The sequence below is a fragment of the Streptomyces sp. 4N124 genome (assembly GCF_052245395.1).
Classification (GTDB): domain Bacteria; phylum Actinomycetota; class Actinomycetes; order Streptomycetales; family Streptomycetaceae; genus Streptomyces.
Map to the genome: position 1 here is coordinate 68,604 of NZ_JBQQBS010000030.1, position 19,946 is coordinate 88,549.

A 19,946-nucleotide genomic window follows, 5' to 3' on the forward strand; every position below is an offset into this window, starting at 1 on the left:
ATGACTGTGCCTCACTCAGTGGTAGGCGGAACCGCGGCCTCCCCTGCCGGGTCCGGTTCCGGTACTGCTGTCTCCGTGTCGCCGTCGGTGTGCTCCGCGCCCGCGCCCTCCGGATCCAGGAGGGCGCAGACGACGGTCAGTAGCTGGTCGACGTCGACGGGCTTGGGTACGTAGCCGTTGGCGCCCCGGGCGATGGACTTCTCACGGTCTCCCGGCATCGCCTTCGCGGTCAGCGCGACGATGGGCAGGCCTGTCCAGCGGGGGGTGCGGCGGATGACGGCGATGGTCTCGTAGCCGTCCATCTCCGGCATCATGATGTCCATCAGGACGAGTTCGACGTCCGGGTTGCGCTCCAGGGTCTCGATGCCCTCGCGGCCGTTCTCCGCGTACAGCACCGGCATTCCGACCCGGCCCAGGACATGGGTGAGGGCGAAGACGTTGCGGATGTCGTCGTCCACGATCAACACCCGTCGTCCGGGCAGGACTTGACCCGCGCGACCGGATTTCCACTCCTCCAGTTTGGTGGGTGCCGGCCAGCTGTCGTCGGGCTCGTGCGCGGTGTAGGGCTCGGCCGACAGCTGCTCGGGCACCGGCAGCGGGCGCTGCTCGGGCACCGGGCCGGTCGCCGAGTGGCCGGGGCTGACGACCGGGACGTACAGGGTGAAGGTGGACCCCTTGCCGGGTTCGCTCTCGGCGGCGATACGGCCGCCCAGCAGGCCGGCGATCTCGCGGCTGATCGACAGTCCCAGTCCCGTGCCGCCGTACTTGCGGTTGGTGGTGCCGTCGGCCTGCTGGAACGCCTCGAAGATCACCGGGAGTTTCTCCGGCGCGATGCCGATGCCGGTGTCCGAGACGGTGAAGGCGATCACTTCGTCGGTGTCGCGGACGTAGTGGTGCTGGGGGTCCTTGACCCGGCTGACGCGGAGTTCGACCCGGCCCGACGCGGTGAACTTGATCGCGTTGGAGAGCAGGTTGCGCAGGATCTGCTGCAGCCGCTGCTCGTCCGAGTACATCTCGCGCGGCACGTCCTCGCCGACCGCCACCTCGAAGGCGAGCCCCCGGTCGAGGGTGAGTGGCCGGAAGGTGGCGTGGACGTAGTCGAGGAGCTTGATGAGCGGGAGCTTCTTCGGGCGTACGTCCATCCTGCCCGCCTCGATCTTCGACAGGTCCAGGATGTCGTTGATCAGCTGGAGCAGGTCCGAGCCCGAGCGGTGGATCGTCGTCGCGAACTGCACCTCCTGGTCGGAGAGATGGCCGTCGGGGTTGTCCGACAGCAGCCTCGCCAGGATCAGCAGGGAGTTCAGCGGGGTGCGCAGCTCGTGCGACATGTTGGCCAGGAACTCCGACTTGTACTGCGAGGAGGTGGCCAGCAGGGCGGCCTTCTCCTCCAGTTCGGCGTTCGAGCGCTGCAACTCCGCCTGCTGCTCCTGGAGTTCGTCCGAGCGTTCCTGGAGCTGCATCGCCAGCCGCTGGGACTCGCCGAGCAGGGACTCGGTGCGGGAGTTGGCGATGATGGTGTTGATGGCGACGCCGATGGTGTTCACGAACTGGTCGAAGAACGCCAGGTGGACGTCGGAGAAGCGGGAGAACGAGGCCAGCTCGATCACGCCGAGGAGCTTGTCCTCGAAGGGGATCGGGATGATGACGACGCTGGTGGGCGCCGCCTCGCCGAGCCCGCTGTTGATCTTGATGTAGTCCGGCGGGGCCTCCTCCACCAGGATCCGCTTCTTCTCGCGGGCCGCCTGCCGCACCAGGCCGTGTGTGGGGAGGCCGCCGGTCTCGACGGTCGCGCCCTGTGCGGCGCCGTATCCGGCGATGAACGCCAGGCCCTTCGACGGGATGGTGGTGCGCAGCGCGGCGCCGTCCTCGTCCGGATCGGCCAGGTAGAAGGCGCCGTACTGGGCGTTCACCAGCGGGGTCAGCTCGCGCAGGATCAGGTCGGCGACCTCCATCAGGTCGCGGTGGCCCTGCATCAGCGCGGCGAGGCGGGCCAGGTTGGACTCCAGCCAGTCCTTGGCCCGGGTGGTCTCGCGGAGGTTGGCCACCATCAGGTTGATGTTGTCCTTCAGCTCGGCGACCTCGCCCTGGGTCTCCACGGTGATCGAGCGGGACATGTCGCCCTGGGCCACCGCCGAGGCGACCTCGGCGATCGCGCGGACCTGGGTGGTCAGGTTCGAGGCGAGTTCGTTCACGTTCGTCGTCAGGCGCTTCCAGGTGCCGTAGACGCCCTCCACCCGTGCCTGGCCGCCGAGTTGGCCCTCGGAGCCGACCTCGCGGGCCACCCGGGTGACCTCGGAGGAGAAGGAGGACAGCGTGTCCACCATGGTGTTGATGGTGGTCTTCAGCTCCAGGATCTCGCCGCGCGCGTCCACGTCGATCTTCTTCGACAGGTCGCCCTGCGCCACCGCCGTCGCCACCTGCGCGATATTGCGGACCTGCGAAGTGAGGTTGTCGGCCATGTAGTTGACGTTGTCCGTCAGGTCCCGCCAGACGCCGGAGACGCCCAGCACCTGCGCCCGTCCGCCGAGCCGGCCGTCGGTGCCGACCTCCCGGGCCACGCGGGTCACCTCGTCGGCGAAGGCGCGCAGCTGCTCCACCATCGTGTTGACGGTGTCCTTCAGTTCGAGGATCTCGCCGCGGGCGTCGACGGTGATCTTCTTCGACAGGTCGCCGTTGGCGACGGCGGTGGTCACCTGGGCGATGTTCCGCACCTGCGAAGTCAGGTTCAGCGCCATGAAGTTGACGTTGTCGGTGAGGTCTTTCCAGACGCCGCTCACACCCCGTACCTGCGCCTGCCCGCCGAGGTTTCCTTCGGTGCCGACCTCGCGGGCCACGCGGGTGACCTCGTCGGCGAAGGCCGAGAGCTGGTCGACCATGGTGTTGAAGGTGGTCTTGAGCTCCAGGATCTCGCCCTTGGCCTCGACCGTGATCTTCTTGGACAGGTCGCCCTGGGCGACGGCGGTGGACACCAGCGCGATGTTGCGGACCTGCGAAGTGAGGTTGTCCGCCATGAAGTTGACGTTCTCGGTGAGGTCCTTCCAGACGCCACTGACACCCCGTACCTGCGCCCGGCCGCCGAGGTCTCCTTCGGTGCCGACCTCGCGGGCCACGCGGGTGACCTCGTCGGCGAACGCGGACAGCTGGTCGACCATCGTGTTCACGGTCGACTTCAGCTCCAGGATCTCGCCCCGGGCGTCGACGGTGATCTTCTGACTCAGGTCGCCGTTGGCGACGGCGGTGGTGACCTGGGCGATATTGCGGACCTGCGACGTCAGGTTCGAGGCCATGAAGTTGACGTTGTCGGTGAGGTCCTTCCAGACCCCGGACACGCCACGCACCTGTGCCCGCCCGCCCAACTGCCCTTCCGTGCCGACCTCGCGGGCCACGCGGGTGACCTCGTCGGCGAAGGCGGAGAGCTGGTCGACCATCGTGTTCACGGTGAGCTTCAGCTCCAGCAGCTCACCGGTCGCCTCCACCGTGACCGTGCGGGTCAGATCGCCGCGGGCCACCGCCGTGGTCACCAGGGCGATGTCGCGCACCTGAGCGGTGAGCCGGGACGCCATCGTGTTGACCGCCTCGGTGACATCCCGCCAACTGCCGGACAGGCCCGTCACTTTGGCCCGTCCGCCGAGCCGTCCCTCCGTGCCGACCTCACGGGCGACCCGGGTCACCTCGCCGGTGAACAGCGAGAGTTGGTCCACCATCTTGTTCACGGCCCGACCCAGCCGCCGTAGGTCACCGCGCAGCTGCCGGTTCCCGTCGTGCAGGTCGACCCGCTGGGTCAAGTCGCCGCCCGCCACGGCATCGAGCACGCGCGTGGCGTTCGCGGCCGGGGCGACCAGGGCGTCGAGCAGTTGGTTCACATCGTTGACACGGGACGTCCAGTCGCCCTGGCCGGGGCTGGCCGAGAGGCGTTCGTCGAGCCGGCCGTGCCGGACCAGCTCGCGTCGTACGCGCTGCACCTCCGTGTTGAAGTGGTTGCTGCGGTCCATGATCTGGTTGAAGACGGCGGCGAGTTCGGCCACCAGGCCGTGGCCGTCGCCATGACCGGACCCCTGGCGGGATTCCGCCACCCTGGAAAAGTCCCCGTCGCGGGCTGCGGTCATCGCGGCGAGCAGAGGGCGCAAATCCGATGCTCGAATCTGTCCGTCTTCGAGCACACGTGTAGCACTGTTCTCACTCATGGCGGCCCACTTCGGTAACTCGGCGCTTATGGGCGTGGCCAGTCTGTCACTCTGTCCGCATCGACCGAGGTGTATTCGTCCGATCTGCTCGGGGAGCTGGACATGGGGGCCATTCCGATGCAACGGGAGACCGATCCCCGTGCCTCTGGTGCACCTGCGCACGAGAGCGGGCACCGGAGCGCGGAGGTGAGTACGACCCTCTGCGGAAGCCCCCTCGCGCCCGGATCCGCCCGCGCGCTCCTGCACGCCGCACTCGCCGAATGGACCGAACTGGCCCTGCCCGGCACCGAACACGTCACGGAGCGGCTTGCCGACGACGCGCTGGTGGTCGTCAGCGAACTCGTCACCAACGCCGTCGTGCACGCGGGCACCGACGTCGGGCTGGTGTGCCGACTGGAGGCGCCCAACGGCGACCTGGTCGTCGAGGTGACGGACCAGCACCCCTCGCGCGCCCCGCGCGACAGCGACAGCGAACCGCCGTACGAGACACCGGAGTACGGCCGCGGCCTGCGCCTCGTCGCCACGCTCGCGGAGGACTGGGGTGTCACCTACCGCCGGGGCGCCAAGACGCTGTGGGCGCGACTGCCCGCCGAGGCGCCCGGCGCGTACGCCGCGGAGTGCAGCCTCCGCGTCGCCGACTTCCTCGCCCCCGAACCGCAGCAGGCCGAGCGGGACCGGGAATGGCTCAATCGCGGCGCCCTGTCCTTCCTCGCCGAGGCCTCCGACCTGCTCGCCGGACAGCTCGACGAGGATCTCGTCGCCGCGCTCACCGGACAGCTGATCGTGCCGCGTCTCGCCGAATGGTGCGCGGTGTGGCTGGAGGACGAGGTCATGGGCCGCGGAGGCTGGTCCGAGGGCGTCGCCGGAACCGGGCCCCGGCTCGCCCGCGTCTGGCACAGCAGCGAGAACCGCATCGAGGAGCTGCGCCGGGCCCTGGAGAAGGACCCACCGCGCGCCCCCGACCCGGTCCGCTCGGGCCCCGTCCCCTACCCCTGGCCCGGCGACGCCCTCGGCCCGCGCGCGGAGCACGGCTCGGCACTGGCGTACCGGCTGATCGCGGGCGGCCGTCCGCTGGGCACCCTCGTCATCGGACGATCCGGGCTGCTCCGCTTCCCCGACGAGATCACCGGGCTCATCGAAGACCTCGGCCGCCGGGTGGCGCTCGCCATCGGCGCGGCCCGCCAGTACGCCCGCCAGGCCACCATCAGCGCCGTACTCCAGCGCGGACTGCTGCCCGGCGCGGTCGCCGAGATCCCCGGCGTGCACAGCGCCCTCGTCTACGAGCCCTGCGACAAGGGCGGACCCAGCGGCGACTTCTACGACCTCTTCCCGGCCGGCGACGGCCGCTGGTGCTTCGCGCTCGGCGACGTACAGGGCAAGGGCCCCGAGGCCGCCGTAGTGATCGGCCTCGCCCGCCCGTGGCTGCGGCTGCTGGCCCGCGAGGGCTACCGCGTCGCCGACGTCCTCGACCGTCTCAACCAGCTCCTCCTCGACGACGCCACCGAGGCTGCGGACGCGGCGGCGCGCGTGCTGGTCGCGGCGGGCGGCCGGCCCGGCGACGGCCCGCAGACCCGCTTCCTCTCCCTCCTGTACGGCGAGCTGGCCCCCTTCGACGGCGGCGTACGCTGCACGCTCGCGTCCGCGGGCCACCCGCTGCCCCTGCTGCTCGGCCCGGACGGTTCCGTCCGCACGTCCGCCCGGCCGCAGACCCTCCTCGGCGTGGTCGAGGACGAGACGTACACCAGCGAAACCTTTGAGCTGCTCCCCGGCGACACGTTGCTGTGCGTGACGGACGGGGTGACGGAGCGGCGCTCGGGCTCCCGCCAGTTCGACGACGGCGACGGGCTGGCGGAGGCTCTGGCGGGGTGCGCGGGGCTGAGCGCGGAGCTGATCGCGGAGCGGATCCGCAGGCTGGTGCACGAGTTCGGCGGGAGGCCGCCGGAGGACGACCTGGCGCTGCTGGTGCTGCAGGCGGAGTGATCCCTACGGGTGCTGGACAATGGAAGGCATGCCTTCCGCACTCCCCGACGGCGAGCCCGTCCCCGACGACGGCGCGCTCCCCGCACCCGCGCTCGCCGACGCGGCCACCCGCCCCCTCGGGTTCTATCTGCACGTCCCGTACTGCGCCACCCGCTGCGGCTACTGCGACTTCAACACCTACACCGCGACCGAGCTGCGTGGCACGGGCGGCGTGCTGGCGTCCCGTGACAACTACGCGGACACGCTGATCGACGAGGTCCGCCTGGCCCGCAAGGTCCTCGGCGACGACCCGCGTGCCGTACGGACGGTCTTCGTCGGAGGCGGTACGCCGACACTGCTGGCCGCGGACGATCTCGTCCGCATGCTGGGGGCGATCCGCGACGAGTTCGGCCTGGCACCCGACGCCGAGATCACGACCGAGGCGAACCCGGAGTCGGTGGATCCGGCGTATCTGGCCACGCTCCGCGAGGGCGGCTTCAACCGGGTGTCCTTCGGCATGCAGAGCGCGAAGCAGCATGTACTGCGCGTGCTGGACCGTACGCACACGCCGGGACGGCCTGAGGCCTGCGTCGCGGAGGCCCGGGCGGCGGGCTTCGAGCACGTCAACCTGGATCTGATCTACGGCACGCCGGGGGAGTCGGACGACGACTGGCGGGCCTCGCTGGAGTCGGCGATCGGCGCCGGGCCGGACCATGTCTCGGCCTACGCCCTGATCGTCGAGGAGGGCACACAGCTGGCCCGGCGCATCCGCCGGGGCGAGGTTCCGATGACCGACGACGACGTCCATGCGGACCGGTATCTGATCGCGGAGTCGGTGCTGTCGGGGGCCGGCTTCGAGTGGTACGAGGTGTCGAACTGGGCGACGTCTGATGCGGGGCGGTGCCTGCACAACGAGCTGTACTGGCGAGGGGCCGACTGGTGGGGGGCCGGGCCGGGAGCGCACTCGCACGTGGGCGGGGTGCGGTGGTGGAACGTGAAGCATCCGGGCGCTTATGCGGCGGCGCTGGCCGCTGGGCGCTCACCTGGGGCGGGGCGGGAGATCCTGACGGACGAGGACCGTCGGGTGGAGCGGGTTCTGCTGGAGCTGCGGTTGCGCGAGGGCGTGCCGCTGGCTCTGCTCCGGGAGGAGGGCCTCAAGGCGTCCCGGCGGGCGCTGGGAGAGGGGCTGCTTCAGGAACGGCCGTATGAGGAGGGGCACGCGGTGCTCACGCTTCGGGGGCGGTTGCTGGCGGATGCGGTGGTGCGGGACCTGGTGGACTGAGGCGACGCCGCGCTACGCCGGTGTCGTGACGAAGTCGATCAGTTCCTCGACCCGCCCCAACAACTCCGGCTCCAGATCCCGGTAGGACCGCACCCGCCCCAGAATCCCCTGCCAGGCCGCACCGGTGTTTTCCGGCCAGCCCAGCGCCCGGCACACGCCCGTCTTCCAGTCCTGCCCGCGCGGCACCCGCGGCCACCCCGCGATCCCCAGCGAGGACGGTTTCACGGCCTCCCAGATGTCGATGTACGGGTGGCCGACCACCAGGGCATGCTCACTCGTCACCGCCTCCGCGATGCGCCACTCCTTCGTGCCCGGCACCAAGTGGTCGACCAGCACCCCCAGCCGCGCGTCCGGACCGGGTGCGAATTCGGCCACGATGGACGGCAGGTCGTCGACGCCCTCCAGGTACTCCACGACCACGCCCTCGATGCGCAGGTCGTCGCCCCAGACCTTCTCGACGAGTTCCGCGTCGTGCCGGCCCTCGACATAGATGCGCCCGGCGCGGGCGACACGCGCGCGTGCGCCGGGGACGGCGACGGAACCGGATGCGGTACGGGTGGGACGTACAGGACCGGCGGCAGGCTTCACCAGGGTCACCACTCGGCCCTCCAGGAGGAAGCCCCGTGGTTCCAGGGGAAACACGCGGTGCTTGCCGAAGCGGTCCTCCAGGGTCACCGTGCCCGCCTCGCAGCGGATCACCGCGCCGCAGAAACCGGTGCCGGTTTCCTCGACCACCAGGCCGGGGTCCGCCGGGACCTCGGGGACGGGCTTGGGCTTCTTCCACGGCGGGGTCAGGTCCGGAGAGTACTGGCGCATTCGGATGACGATAGGAGAAGGCGGAGGGGTGTGGTCACGACACGCCGAATTCGCGCGCGAGCGCGTTCCGCTGCGCGCGGACGAACGCCGCGTCGACCACCGCTCCGTGACCGGGCACATACAGTGCGTCCTCGCCGCCGAGGTCCAGCAGACGATCAAGTGCCGCGGGCCAGTGGGTCGGTACGGCGTCGGCGCCCGCCTGCGGCTCTCCGGACTCCTCGACCAGATCGCCGCAGAACACGACCTCCGGATCGCCGGGGACGAGGACCGCGAGGTCGTGGGCGGTGTGGCCCGGGCCCACGTTGGCGAGGAGAACCTGCCGGCCGCCGCCCAGGTCGAGGGTCCACTCGCCGGAGACGTGATGGCGGGGCGGGGCGAGTGCCGCCACCGCCTCGTCCGCCAGGCCGGCGTCCAGACCGTGGCGTACCGCGTCCGTACGCAGTTCCTCGCGCCCGGTGTGCGCGTACGCCGTGTCGATTCCCACCGCGCCGTACAACTCCGCGCCCGCGAAGGCTCCCGCCCCGAAGACGTGGTCGAAGTGCGGGTGGGTGAGCGCGAGATGAGTCACACGGTGGCCGGCGAGCTCCTGCGCCCCGGCACGCACGCGTGCGCCCTCGGGGAGGCTCGACCCGGCGTCGATCACCAGGGCCGCGCCGGCCCCGACGACCAGCCCCACCGTGCAGTCCCACACCGGCAGCCGGCACCGCCCCACCCCGGCCGCCAGCGGCTCCCACCCCAGCTCTTCCCAAGTCACGCTCATACGGCGACGCTAGCCGTACGACCCCGTCCTTGCCCCGTGAGTACCTCACCGCCGTACACTGGGCCGGGGAACTCTGGCACTCGGAAGTGAAGAGTGCCAGGCGAGGCGCCGAGAGGACGACTTCTGGAGGTGTGCGCGGATGCTGAGTGAACGCAGGCTTCAGGTGCTGCGCGCCATCGTCCAGGACTACGTCGGCACGGAGGAGCCGGTCGGCTCCAAGGCGCTCACCGAGCGGCACAACCTCGGTGTCTCCCCGGCGACCGTGCGCAACGACATGGCAGCCCTGGAGGACGAGGGGTTCATCGCCCAGCCGCACACCAGTGCCGGGCGCATCCCCACGGACAAGGGCTACCGCCTCTTCGTCGACAAGCTGGCCGGCGTCAAGCCGATGAGCGCGCCCGAGCGGCGTGCCATTCAGAACTTCCTCGACGGGGCCGTCGATCTCGACGATGTGGTGGCGCGGACCGTGCGGCTGCTCGCGCAGCTGACACGGCAGGTCGCCGTCGTGCAGTACCCCTCGCTCACCCGCTCCACCGTGCGGCACGTGGAACTGCTCTCGCTCGCACCCGCGCGCGTGATGCTCGTGCTGATCACGGACACCGGGCGGGTCGAGCAGCGGATGGTCGACTGTCCGGCGCCGTTCGGCGAGGCCTCTCTCGCCGATCTGCGCGCGCGGCTCAACAGCCGGGTCGCCGGACGCCGGTTCACCGATGTCCCGCTGTTGGTCGAGGACCTGCCCGAGGGCTTCGACCACGAGGACCGCGGCACGGTCTCGACGGTGCTCTCCACGCTTCTGGAGACCCTCGTCGAGGAGAACGAAGAGCGGCTGATGATCGGCGGCACCGCCAATCTCACCCGCTTCGGGCATGACTTTCCCCTCACGATCCGGCCGGTGCTCGAGGCGCTGGAGGAGCAGGTCGTGCTCCTCAAGTTGCTTGGTGAGGCCGGGGATTCGGGCATGACCGTACGCATCGGTCATGAGAACGCCTACGAGGGACTCAACTCCACGTCCGTCGTGTCGGTCGGCTACGGTTCGGGCGGCGAGGCAGTCGCCAAGCTCGGCGTGGTCGGACCGACCCGCATGGATTACCCGGGAACGATGGGAGCGGTACGCGCAGTGGCACGGTACGTCGGACAGATCCTGGCGGAGTCGTAAGTGGCCACGGACTACTACGCCGTTCTCGGCGTGCGCCGCGACGCGTCGCAGGAAGAGATCAAGAAGGCCTTCCGGCGGCTCGCACGCGAGCTGCACCCGGACGTCAATCCGGATCCGAAGACCCAGGAGCGGTTCAAGGAGATCAACGCCGCTTACGAGGTGCTGTCGGACCCGCAGAAGAAGCAGGTCTACGACCTCGGCGGCGACCCGCTGTCCCAGGCCGGCGGCGCCGGTGGCGCGGGCGGCTTCGGCGCGGGTGGCTTCGGGAACTTCTCGGACATCATGGACGCGTTCTTCGGTACGGCGTCCCAGCGCGGCCCGCGGTCGCGTACGCGGCGCGGCCAGGACGCGATGATCCGGCTGGACGTCGAGCTGGACGAGGCGGCCTTCGGCACGACCAAGGACATCCAGGTCGACACGGCGATCGTCTGCTCGACCTGTAACGGCGAGGGCGCCGCGCCGGGGACGAGTGCCCAGACGTGTGACATGTGCCGCGGTCGCGGTGAGGTGTCGCAGGTCACCCGGTCCTTCCTGGGCCAGGTCATGACGTCCCGGCCCTGCCCCCAGTGCCAGGGCTTCGGCACGGTCGTGCCGACGCCGTGCCCGGAGTGCGCCGGTGACGGCCGGGTCCGCTCCCGTCGCACCCTCACGGTCAAGATCCCGGCCGGTGTCGACAACGGCACGCGGATCCAGCTCGCGGGTGAGGGTGAGGTCGGCCCCGGTGGCGGTCCCGCCGGTGACCTGTACGTCGAGATCCACGAGCTGCCGCACTCGCAGTTCCAGCGGCGCGGCGACGACCTGCACTGCACGGTCACGCTTCCGATGACGGCGGCCGCCCTCGGCACCAAGGTTCCGCTGGAGACCCTGGACGGCCTGGAAGAGGTCGACATCCGCCCGGGCACCCAGTCCGGCCAGTCGATCCCGCTGCACGGCCGCGGCGTCACGCACCTGCGCGGCGGCGGACGCGGTGACCTCATCGTCCACGTCGAGGTCCAGACCCCGAACAAGCTCGACCCCGAGCAGGAGCGACTGCTGCGCGAGCTGGCGAAGCTACGCGGCGAGGAACGGCCTACGGGGCAGTTCCAGCCGGGGCAGCAGGGGCTGTTTTCTCGGCTGAAGGATGCCTTCAACGGGCGTTAGCTCTGCCATGCCGGTGGCCTATGCCAAGGGGAAGGCCGGATTCGGACTTGTTCGGAGGACGTGACAACATGCCGTCATGTCCTCCGCACTGACCGATCTCTTCCCTCATCCGATCGTGCAGGCCCCCATGGCGGGCGGAGTCTCCGTCCCGCATCTCGCTGCCGCCGTGTCCGAGGCCGGCGGGCTCGGGTTTCTGGCCGCCGGGTACAAGACCGCCGACGGCATGTACCAGGAGATCAAACAGCTGCGGGGGATCACGAGCCGCCCCTTCGGCGTGAACCTGTTCATGCCGCAGCCGGAGTACGCGGACGCCGCAGCGGTCGATGTCTACGCCCATCAGCTCGCCGGTGAGGCCGCCTGGTACGAGACCGAGCTGGGCGACCCCGACAGCGGCCGCGACGACGGCTACGACGCCAAGCTCGCCGTCCTGCTCGACAACCCGGTGCCGGTGGTCTCGTTCCACTTCGGCGTGCCCAGCCGGGACGTGCTGGACTCGCTGCGCCGCGTCGGCACCCTCACGCTGGTCACCGCGACCACCGCCGAGGAGGCCCTCGCCGTGCAGCGGGCCGGTGCCGACGGAGTGATCGTGCAGGGCATCGAGGCGGGCGGCCATCAGGGCACGCACCGGGACGTCCAGGAGACGGACGGCGGCGGCATCGGCCTGCTGTCGCTGATCGCGCAGGTCCGCGAGACCGTGTCGCTCCCGCTCGTCGCCGCCGGCGGCATCATGCGCGGCAGCCAGATCGCCGCCGCCCTCGCCGCCGGCGCCGGCGCGGCCCAGCTCGGCACGGCGTTCCTCGCCACCCCCGAGTCCGGCGCCAACGCCCTGCACAAGCGGGCGCTCACCAACCCCCTGTTCGTCCGTACGGAGTTGACGCGCGCGTTCTCCGGCCGCCCGGCCCGCGGCCTGGTCAACCGCTTCCTGCGCGAGCACGGCCCGTACGCGCCCGCCGCCTACCCGGAGATCCACCACCTCACCTCGCCGCTGCGCAAGGCGGCGGCCGAGGCGGGCGACGCGCAGGGCATGGCGCTGTGGGCGGGACAGGGCCACCGGATGGCCCGCGAACTGCCCGCCGGACAGCTGGTGGAGGTGCTGGCCGCGGAGATCGCCGCGGCGAAGACAGCGTTGTCGGCCGCTCCGTCCATGGGAGGCGGTGCCTGATGACCGCCCCGGTCTTCGTGGTCGAGCACCTCGACGCGGACAGCGGCGGGCGGTACGTCCTCGACGGCCCCGAGGGGCGGCACGCGGTCTCGGTGAAGCGGCTGCGGCCCGGCGAGGACGTGGTGCTCACCGACGGGGCGGGCCGCTGGGCGGACTGCGTGGTGCTGGACACCGAGGGCAAGGACCGGCTGATCGTCCGGCTGGACTCGGTGGCCGAGCAGCCGCAGGCCGAACCCCGCATCACGATCGTCCAGGCGCTCCCCAAGGGCGACCGCGGCGAACTCGCCGTCGAGACGATGACCGAGGTCGGCGTGGACGCGATCGTGCCGTGGGCCGCCTCCCGCTGCATCACGCAGTGGAAGGGCGACCGCGGACTGAAGGCGCTGGCCAAGTGGCGGGCCACGGCGCGTGAGGCGGGCAAGCAGTCCCGCCGGGTGCGCTTCCCCGACGTCGCGGACGCCGCAACCTCCAAGCAGGTCGCGGCACTTCTCGCGAAGGCCGACTTCGCCGCCGTACTGCATGAAAGCGGTGCGGAACCCCTCGCCGGTGTCGAACTGCCCGCCGAGGGTGAGATCGTGCTGGTCGTCGGGCCCGAAGGGGGCGTCTCTCCCGAGGAGTTGACGCTGTTCGCGGAGGCCGGTGCGCAGGCGTACCGGCTCGGGCCCAGTGTGCTGCGTACCTCCACCGCCGGTACCGCGGCGGCGGCGCTTCTTCTCGGCCGCACCGGCCGGTGGTCCTGAACACCCGGGAGTGGTCATGGAACTCGCCCAAGTACGGCTGCTCGTCACCGACTTCGCCGCCTGCTACCGCTTCTACTCCGAGGTCCTCGGCCTCAAGCCGCAGTCGGGGGCGGCCGAGGGGCCGTACGAGAAGTTCAGTCCCGCCACCGGCTCGGCGGGGATCGCCCTCCAGGACCGGGCGATGATGGCGGAGGTGCTGGGTGAGCTGGGCGACGCGGCGACTGGTCACCGTTCCCTGGTCGTCCTGCGCGTCGACGACCTGGACTCCTACTGCGAGCAGATCGCCGCGCGCGGCGCCACGCTGATGCACGGGCCGACCCATATGGCGGCCCGTATGCGTGTCGCCCACCTCAAGGATCCGGAGGGCAACCTCGTCGAGCTCCAGGAGTGGCTGCTGCTGCGAACCTGAGCCGGGCTTCACTCGGCTTCGACTTGAGGGAGGCGTGAGTGGCCGTATGCGCTCTTCCGCGTCGGGCGGGACAGTGGGAGGCTGCCGTCCATGGGGGCATTACGGTGGGTTTGGGATCGCCCGCGCGGGGCGAGGGTGGTTGCCGTGCTCGGAGTCGTCGGGCTGGCCGTCGCCTGTGATCCGGCCGGGCTGAGTTCGGCGACGGTGGCGTATACCACCGACCAGACCGTCACCAAGGAACTGGAACGGCAGAACGCGAAGGTGAGCTGGCTCAGCTGCACGGCGTCCTTCGGTGACGGCAACAAGGCCTCTACGCCGGGGAGTTCGAGCCCGACCGAGAACGCCGTCGCCGATGTCGACTGCCAGGGCCGCACCGACCAGGGTCAGGACATCACCGTCACCGGCAAGGTGACCCGTGCGGTCAACGGCAAGTGTGTACGCGGGGACCTCACCGCCAAGATCGACGGCAAGGAGTGGTTCCACGTCGAGGGTCTCGGCGACTGCGACGCGGCGAACACCCCGCCGGTCGACAACCCGCAGCAGCCCGGGGCCACGGTCACGGTCACCGAGACGAAGACCCTGTGGTGCAAGGAGCAGCCGAACTGCTGGCCCGAGGGCAAGTGAGCCATGGTCCCCGCAGAGCGGGCAAGTGATCCAAAGGCCTGTCCAGCGGCGCCGCGCCTGCATAGGGTGATCGGGTGACAGAGCCCGTATCCGCCGCGTATCTCCGCTTCCCGCACCTGCACGGCGACCTGGTCGCCTTCACCGCCGAGGACGACGTCTGGCTCGCGCCTCTCGACGGCGGCCGGGCCTGGCGGGTCAGCGCCGACAATGTGCCGGTCACCCTGCCGCGCATCTCGCCCGACGGTACGACGGTGGCGTGGACCTCCACCCGCGACGGCGCCCCCGAGGTGCACATCGCCCCCATCGACGGCGGACCCGCCAAGCGCCTGACGCACTGGGGCAGTTCACGCACCCAGGTGCGCGGCTGGACCCCCGACGGCCAGGTCCTCGCCATCACGACCTACGGCCAGGCCAACCTCCGCCGCAGCTGGGCCCACGCCGTCCCGCTCGACGGCGGACCGTCGACCGTCCTGCCGTACGGCTGGGTCGGCCATGTCGCCTACGGCCCGAGCGCGGTGCTGCTCTCCTCGCCGATGGGGCGCGAGGCGGCGTGGTGGAAGCGGTACCGGGGCGGTACGGCGGGCAAGTTGTGGATCGATCGTGGCGCCGAAGGTGAAGAAGGTGCCGGGGAGTTCGTACGGCTGCATGAAGAGCTGGACGGCAACATCGAGTACCCCGTGTGGGCGGGGGAGCGGATCGCGTTCCTGTCCGATCACGAAGGGGTCGGGGCGCTGTACTCCTCCCTCGGCGACGGGTCGGATCTACGGCGGCACACTCCCGTCGAGGGCTTCTACGCCCGGCACGCCTCCGGCGACGGCACCCGCGTCGTGTACTCCTCCGCCGGTGAACTCTGGATCCTGGACGACCTCGACGGCGCCGAGCCGCGCAAGCTCGACATCCGGCTCGGCGGGCAGCGCACCGACCGGCAGCCGTACCCGGTGAACGCCTCCCGCTGGTTCGGGTCGGCGTCCCCCGACCACACCGCGCGCGGCAGTGCGGTCGCTGTGCGCGGCGCCGTGCACTGGGTCACCCACCGCTCGGGACCCGCCCGCGCGCTCGCCGCCGAGCCCGGTGTACGGGCCCGGCTGCCGCGCACGTTCCGCGCGGAGGGCGAGGAGTGGGTGGTGTGGGTGACGGACGCCGAGGGCGACGACGCCCTGGAGTTCGCGCCGGCGACCGGTCTGGCTCCGGGGGCGACTCCGCGCCGGCTCGCCGCCGGGCAGCTCGGCCGCGTGCTCGGGCTCGCGATGGCGCCCGACGGGAGCAGGGCCGCCGTGGCCTCGCACGACGGACGTGTGCTGCTCGTGGAGCGCGAGACGGGCGAGGTGCGCGAGGTCGACCGCAGCGAGGACGGTGACGCCTCCGGGCTGGTCTTCTCGCCCGACTCGGCATGGCTGGCCTGGTCGCATCCCGGCCCGCGCCCGCTGTGCCATCTCAAACTCGCCAACACCACCGACCTGTCGGTGACCGAGGCGACCCCGCTGCGTTTCCAGGACTACGCGCCCGCGTTCACCCTCGACGGCAAGCACCTCGCCTTCCTGTCGACGCGGGCCTTCGACCCGGTCTACGACGAGCACGTCTTCGACCTGGCCTTCGTCGTCGGCTCCCGCCCGCACCTGATCACGCTGGCCGCGACGACCCCGTCCCCGTTCGGGCCGCAGCGGCACGGCCGCCCCTTCGACGCGCCGGACAAGGACGAGACCCCGGACAGCGAGGGCGCCCCGACCACCCGCGTCGACCTGGAGGGTCTCGCCGACCGGATCGTGCCGTTCCCGGTCGAGGCCGCCCGCTACTCCGGGCTGCGCGCGGCGAAGGACGGCGTGCTGTGGCTGCGCCACCCGGTGCGCGGGGCGCTGGGCGCCACCCGGGCCAACCCGGACGACCCCGACCCCAAGTCCGAGCTGGAACGGTACGACCTCGTCCAGCGGCGCGTCGAGCATCTCGCGGACGACGCCGACCACTTCCGGGTCAGCGGCGACGGCAAGCGGGTCCTGCTGTGGACCGACGGCCGGCTCAAGGTCGTCCCCAGCGACCGGCGGGCCGCCAACGACGACGAGAGCGACACCAACATCACCGTCGACCTCGGCCGGATCCGCCAGACCGTCGACCCGGCGGCCGAGTGGCGGCAGATGTACGAGGAGAACGGCCGCATCATGCGGGACAACTTCTGGCGTCCCGACCTGGGCGGCACGGACTGGAACGGTGTCCTCGACCGTTACCGCCCCCTCCTCGACCGCGTCGCCACCCACGACGACCTCGTCGACCTGCTGTGGGAGGTGCACGGAGAGCTGGGCACCTCCCACGCGTACGTCATGCCGCGCGGCGGCCACGGCAGTGGGGACCGGCAAGGGCTGCTCGGCGCGGACATCTCCCGGCACGCGGACGGCAGCTGGCGCATCGACCGGATCCTGCCCTCCGAGACGTCCGACCCGGATGCCCGTGCCCCGCTCGCCGCGCCCGGCGTGGCGGTTCGCGCGGGCGACGCGATCGTGGCGGTGAACGGCGTCCCGGTCGACCCGGTGACCGGGCCCGGCCCCCTCCTCGTCGGTACGGCGGGCAAGCCGGTCGAGCTGACCGTGTCGCCCTCCGGCGGCGGCGAGCCCCGGCACGCCGTCGTCGTCCCCGTCGCCGACGAGGAGCCGCTGCGCTACCACGCCTGGGTCGCCGACCGGCGCGCGTACGTCCACGAACGCTCCGGCGGCCGTCTCGGCTACCTCCACGTCCCCGACATGCAGGCGCCGGGCTGGGCCCAGATCCACCGCGACCTGCGCGTGGAAGTCGCCCGGGAGGGGCTCGTCGTCGACGTCCGGGAGAACCGGGGCGGCCACACGTCCCAGTTGGTCGTCGAGAAGCTGGCCCGCCGCATCGTCGGCTGGGCCTCCCCGCGCGGGATGCGGCCGTACAGCTATCCCGAGGACGCCCCCCGCGGTCCCGTCGTCGCCGTCGCCAACGAGTTCTCCGGGTCCGACGGGGACATCGTCAACGCGGCGATCAAGGCGTTGGGGATCGGGCCGGTGGTGGGCACGCGTACGTGGGGTGGCGTGATCGGCATCGACAACCGGTACCGGTTGGTCGACGGCACGCTCGTCACTCAACCCAAGTACGCGTTCTGGCTGGAGAACTACGGCTGGGGTGTGGAGAACCACGGGGTGGATCCGGATGTGGAGGTCGTGCAGCGCCCGCAGGATTACGCGGCGGGGAGGGATGTCCAGTTGGACGAGGCGGTGAGGATCGCTTTGGAGGCGTTGGAGAACAGTCCCGCGAAAACGCCGCCGACTCTGCCGACCTAGGGGCGCGGGGAACTGCGCGACCAGCCACGATGCACCCGCAGCCGACGACGATACGATGCACCGTGTAAACCGCCGCGCACCCCGGAGGGACCATGGCAGGGGAACCGCAGGACGACTGTCTGTTCTGCAAGATCGTCGAGGGGCACATCCCGGCGACGATCGTCCGAGAGACGGAGACGACCGTCGCGTTCCGTGACATCAACCCCCAGGCACCCGTTCACGTCCTGGTGATCCCCAAGGCCCACTACGCGAACGCCGCCGAACTGGCCACCGAGGCCCCGGAACTCGCCGCGGACATACTGCGCGAGACGAAGGCGGTCGCCGACGAGGACAAGCTGGAGAGCTACCGCATCGTCTTCAACACGGGACCCGGCGCCGGTCAGACCGTTTTCCACGCGCACGCCCATGTCATGGGTGGTCGCGGCATGCAGTGGCCGCCCGGCTAACTCACCGTGTCCGTACGTGAATTGGTGGTCCTCGGCACGGCCAGCCAGGTCCCGACCCGGCACCGCAACCACAATGGCTATCTGCTCCGCTGGGACGGCGAGGGCATCCTGTTCGACCCGGGCGAGGGCACACAGCGCCAGATGCTGCGCGCCGGGGTCGCCGCGCACGACCTGAACCGGATCTGCGTCACCCACTTCCATGGGGATCACTCCCTGGGCCTCGCCGGTGTCATCCAGCGCATCAACCTCGACCAGGTGCCGCACGAGATCACCGCCCACTACCCGAAGTCGGGCCAGCGCTTCTTCGACCGGCTGCGGTACGCCACCGCCTACCGGGAGACGGTCCAGCTCACGCAGGCACCCGTGACCGCCGACGGGGAGCTCGCCACCACGCCCGCCTACACGCTGGAAGCCCGCAAGCTCTCCCACTCCGTCGAGTCGTACGGCTACCGTCTCGTCGAGCCCGACGGGCGGCGGATGCTCCCCGAACGACTCGCCGCGCATGGCATCAAGGGCCCGGACGTGGGCCGCATCCAGCGCGAGGGCGCTCTTGGCGGCGTCACGCTGGAGGACGTCAGTGAGGTCCGGCGCGGACAGCGGTTCGCGTTCGTCATGGACACCCGGCTGTGCGACGGGGCGTACGCCCTCGCCGAAGGCTGCGACATGCTCGTCATCGAGTCCACGTTCCTCGACGAGGACGAGGAACTCGCCGTGGAACACGGTCACTTGACGGCCGGTCAGGCGGCGCGGGTGGCGAAGGAGGGGGGCGTACGGCATCTCGTGCTCACCCACTTCAGCCAGCGGTACACCGAGCCCGACGAGTTCGAGCGGCAGGCGCGGGCCGCGGGGTTCGAGGGGGAGCTGACCGTGGCGCACGATCTGCTGAGGGTGCCGGTTCCGAAACGGCGGTAAAGCGACCGTACGATATTTCGATGCCCCTCCCCACAGCAGAACTGCACCTCCATATCGAAGGCACGCTGGAGCCCGAGCTGGCCTTCGAGCTCGCCGCGCGCAACGGCGCCGAGCTGCCGTACGCCGACACGGACCAGCTCCGCAAGGCGTACCAGTTCGAGGACCTCCAGTCCTTTCTGAACCTGTACTACGAGCTCATGGCCGTTCTGCGCACCGAGCGGGACTTCGAGGATCTCGCCAACGCCTACCTCGCGCGTGCCGCCTCGCAGGGTGTGCGGCATGCGGAGATCTTCTTCGACCCGCAGGCGCACATCGCGCGGGGCGTGGGCATGGGCACGGTCGTCGAAGGGCTGTCCCGCGCGCTCGACCGCAGTGTGGAGGCGCATGGCATCTCCACGCAGCTGATCATGTGCTTCCTGCGCGACGAGTCCGCCGAGTCGGCGATGGCGACGCTGGAGGCCGCGAAGCCGTATCTCGACCGGATCGTGGGCATCGGGCTGGACTCCGCCGAGGTCGGGCATCCGCCGGCGAAGTTCCGCGAGGTGTATGAGGCGGCGGCGGAGCTGGGACTGCGGCGTGTCGCGCATGCGGGGGAGGAGGGGCCGCCGGAGTACATCACCGAGGCGCTGGACGTGCTGGGCGTCGAGCGGATAGACCATGGGCTGCGGTGCGTGGAGGACCCGGCTCTCGTCGAGCGGCTGGTCCGTGAGCGTGTGTCGCTGACTCTGTGTCCGCTCTCCAACGTCCGGTTGCGCACGGTGGATGTCCTCGCTGACCATCCGCTGCCGGCGATGCTCGATGCGGGGTTGCTGTGCACGGTCAACTCTGACGATCCGGCGTACTTCGGCGGGTATGTGGGGGACAACTACGACGCGGTTCGGTCGGCGCTGGGGCTTGGGGAGGATCGGCTGCGGGAGTTGGCGCGTAACTCGTTCCTCGCGGCTTTCCTGGAGCACGATGAGGAGCGGCGGGCGGGGTATTTGGCTGAGGTGGAGGCGTACGAGTTCGGCTGAGCAGGTGGGTTTGCTGCGGGCCCGGTGGGGGCTGGTCGCGCAGTTCCCCGCGC

General features: G+C 70.8%; 15 protein-coding genes. 12 read left to right on the top strand and 3 right to left on the bottom strand.

Features of this window, described 5'->3' with window-relative positions; all coding sequences use genetic code 11:
• Positions 1 to 11 precede the first annotated feature (11 nt).
• On the bottom strand, positions 12 to 4,106 hold the full coding sequence (locus ACTWQO_RS27615) for a HAMP domain-containing protein (protein ID WP_443240064.1): 4,095 nt from the start codon (positions 4,104 to 4,106) through the stop codon (positions 12 to 14).
• 180 nt (positions 4,107 to 4,286) lie between these two features.
• On the opposite strand from ACTWQO_RS27615, the gene ACTWQO_RS27620 reads away from it, so the two are divergent.
• Together ACTWQO_RS27620 and hemW are read left to right on the top strand one after the other, a co-directional pair.
• Positions 4,287 to 6,164: a SpoIIE family protein phosphatase gene (locus ACTWQO_RS27620; RefSeq protein ID WP_443240065.1), complete on the top strand. Its 1,878-nt coding sequence runs from the start codon at positions 4,287 to 4,289 to the stop codon at positions 6,162 to 6,164.
• A gap of 28 nt (positions 6,165 to 6,192) precedes the next feature.
• Complete coding sequence (gene hemW / locus ACTWQO_RS27625) at positions 6,193 to 7,425, top strand: radical SAM family heme chaperone HemW (protein ID WP_443240066.1); 1,233 nt, start codon at positions 6,193 to 6,195, stop codon at positions 7,423 to 7,425.
• A 12-nt stretch (positions 7,426 to 7,437) separates the two neighbouring features.
• Here the strand turns inward: hemW and ACTWQO_RS27630 are convergent, their stop codons facing one another.
• Positions 7,438 to 8,241 carry a DUF3097 domain-containing protein gene (locus ACTWQO_RS27630; RefSeq protein WP_443240067.1) on the bottom strand — a complete coding sequence of 268 codons (804 nt, stop codon included), beginning with the start codon at positions 8,239 to 8,241 and terminating at the stop codon, positions 7,438 to 7,440.
• 34 nt (positions 8,242 to 8,275) lie between these two features.
• Positions 8,276 to 9,001 carry an MBL fold metallo-hydrolase gene (locus ACTWQO_RS27635; protein WP_443240068.1) on the bottom strand — a complete coding sequence of 242 codons (726 nt, stop codon included), beginning with the start codon at positions 8,999 to 9,001 and terminating at the stop codon, positions 8,276 to 8,278.
• A gap of 139 nt (positions 9,002 to 9,140) precedes the next feature.
• On the opposite strand from ACTWQO_RS27635, the gene hrcA reads away from it, so the two are divergent.
• From hrcA to ACTWQO_RS27685, 10 genes are all read left to right on the top strand, one after another.
• Entirely contained in the window at positions 9,141 to 10,157 is a 1,017-nt protein-coding gene (hrcA, locus tag ACTWQO_RS27640; RefSeq protein ID WP_443240069.1) for a heat-inducible transcriptional repressor HrcA, read from the top strand.
• Complete coding sequence (dnaJ, locus tag ACTWQO_RS27645; RefSeq protein WP_443240070.1) at positions 10,158 to 11,297, top strand: molecular chaperone DnaJ; 1,140 nt, start codon at positions 10,158 to 10,160, stop codon at positions 11,295 to 11,297.
• Between the two features lie 76 nt (positions 11,298 to 11,373).
• Positions 11,374 to 12,459 (top strand): nitronate monooxygenase, encoded by a 1,086-nt coding sequence (locus ACTWQO_RS27650; RefSeq protein ID WP_443240071.1) that lies wholly within the window; start codon positions 11,374 to 11,376, stop codon positions 12,457 to 12,459.
• Entirely contained in the window at positions 12,459 to 13,199 is a 741-nt protein-coding gene (locus ACTWQO_RS27655) for a 16S rRNA (uracil(1498)-N(3))-methyltransferase (RefSeq protein WP_443240072.1), read from the top strand. The genes ACTWQO_RS27650 and ACTWQO_RS27655 overlap by 1 nt, the downstream gene beginning before the upstream one ends.
• A 16-nt stretch (positions 13,200 to 13,215) precedes the next feature.
• Positions 13,216 to 13,608, top strand: a complete 393-nt coding sequence (locus ACTWQO_RS27660; RefSeq protein ID WP_443240073.1) for a VOC family protein — start codon at positions 13,216 to 13,218, stop codon at positions 13,606 to 13,608.
• Positions 13,609 to 13,698: 90 nt separating this feature from the next.
• On the top strand, positions 13,699 to 14,232 hold the full coding sequence (locus tag ACTWQO_RS27665; RefSeq protein WP_443240074.1) for a hypothetical protein: 534 nt from the start codon (positions 13,699 to 13,701) through the stop codon (positions 14,230 to 14,232).
• Between the two features lie 74 nt (positions 14,233 to 14,306).
• Positions 14,307 to 17,522, top strand: a complete 3,216-nt coding sequence (locus ACTWQO_RS27670) for a S41 family peptidase (protein ID WP_443240075.1) — start codon at positions 14,307 to 14,309, stop codon at positions 17,520 to 17,522.
• A gap of 92 nt (positions 17,523 to 17,614) precedes the next feature.
• Positions 17,615 to 17,968, top strand: coding sequence for a histidine triad nucleotide-binding protein (locus ACTWQO_RS27675; RefSeq protein ID WP_443240076.1), 354 nt, complete (start codon positions 17,615 to 17,617; stop codon positions 17,966 to 17,968).
• A 6-nt stretch (positions 17,969 to 17,974) separates the two neighbouring features.
• On the top strand, positions 17,975 to 18,880 hold the full coding sequence (locus ACTWQO_RS27680; RefSeq protein ID WP_443240077.1) for a ribonuclease Z: 906 nt from the start codon (positions 17,975 to 17,977) through the stop codon (positions 18,878 to 18,880).
• 20 nt (positions 18,881 to 18,900) lie between these two features.
• A complete protein-coding gene (locus ACTWQO_RS27685) occupies positions 18,901 to 19,893 on the top strand; it encodes an adenosine deaminase (protein WP_443240078.1) in 993 nt (330 codons plus the stop codon).
• Positions 19,894 to 19,946: the final 53 nt, after the last annotated feature.

Excerpts from the sequence above, each read along its gene's own strand:
- ACTWQO_RS27615 (WP_443240064.1), bottom strand. The coding sequence starts at position 4,106 with ATGACCGCAGCCCGCGACGGGGACTTTTCCAGGGTGGCGGAATCCCGC.
- ACTWQO_RS27620 (WP_443240065.1), top strand. The coding sequence starts at position 4,287 with ATGGGGGCCATTCCGATGCAACGGGAGACCGATCCCCGTGCCTCTGGT.
- hemW (WP_443240066.1), top strand. The coding sequence starts at position 6,193 with ATGCCTTCCGCACTCCCCGACGGCGAGCCCGTCCCCGACGACGGCGCG.
- ACTWQO_RS27630 (WP_443240067.1), bottom strand. The coding sequence starts at position 8,241 with ATGCGCCAGTACTCTCCGGACCTGACCCCGCCGTGGAAGAAGCCCAAG.
- ACTWQO_RS27635 (WP_443240068.1), bottom strand. The coding sequence starts at position 9,001 with ATGAGCGTGACTTGGGAAGAGCTGGGGTGGGAGCCGCTGGCGGCCGGG.
- hrcA (WP_443240069.1), top strand. The coding sequence starts at position 9,141 with ATGCTGAGTGAACGCAGGCTTCAGGTGCTGCGCGCCATCGTCCAGGAC.
- ACTWQO_RS27650 (WP_443240071.1), top strand. The coding sequence starts at position 11,374 with ATGTCCTCCGCACTGACCGATCTCTTCCCTCATCCGATCGTGCAGGCC.
- ACTWQO_RS27655 (WP_443240072.1), top strand. The coding sequence starts at position 12,459 with ATGACCGCCCCGGTCTTCGTGGTCGAGCACCTCGACGCGGACAGCGGC.
- ACTWQO_RS27660 (WP_443240073.1), top strand. The coding sequence starts at position 13,216 with ATGGAACTCGCCCAAGTACGGCTGCTCGTCACCGACTTCGCCGCCTGC.
- ACTWQO_RS27665 (WP_443240074.1), top strand. The coding sequence starts at position 13,699 with ATGGGGGCATTACGGTGGGTTTGGGATCGCCCGCGCGGGGCGAGGGTG.
- ACTWQO_RS27675 (WP_443240076.1), top strand. The coding sequence starts at position 17,615 with ATGGCAGGGGAACCGCAGGACGACTGTCTGTTCTGCAAGATCGTCGAG.
- ACTWQO_RS27685 (WP_443240078.1), top strand. The coding sequence starts at position 18,901 with ATGCCCCTCCCCACAGCAGAACTGCACCTCCATATCGAAGGCACGCTG.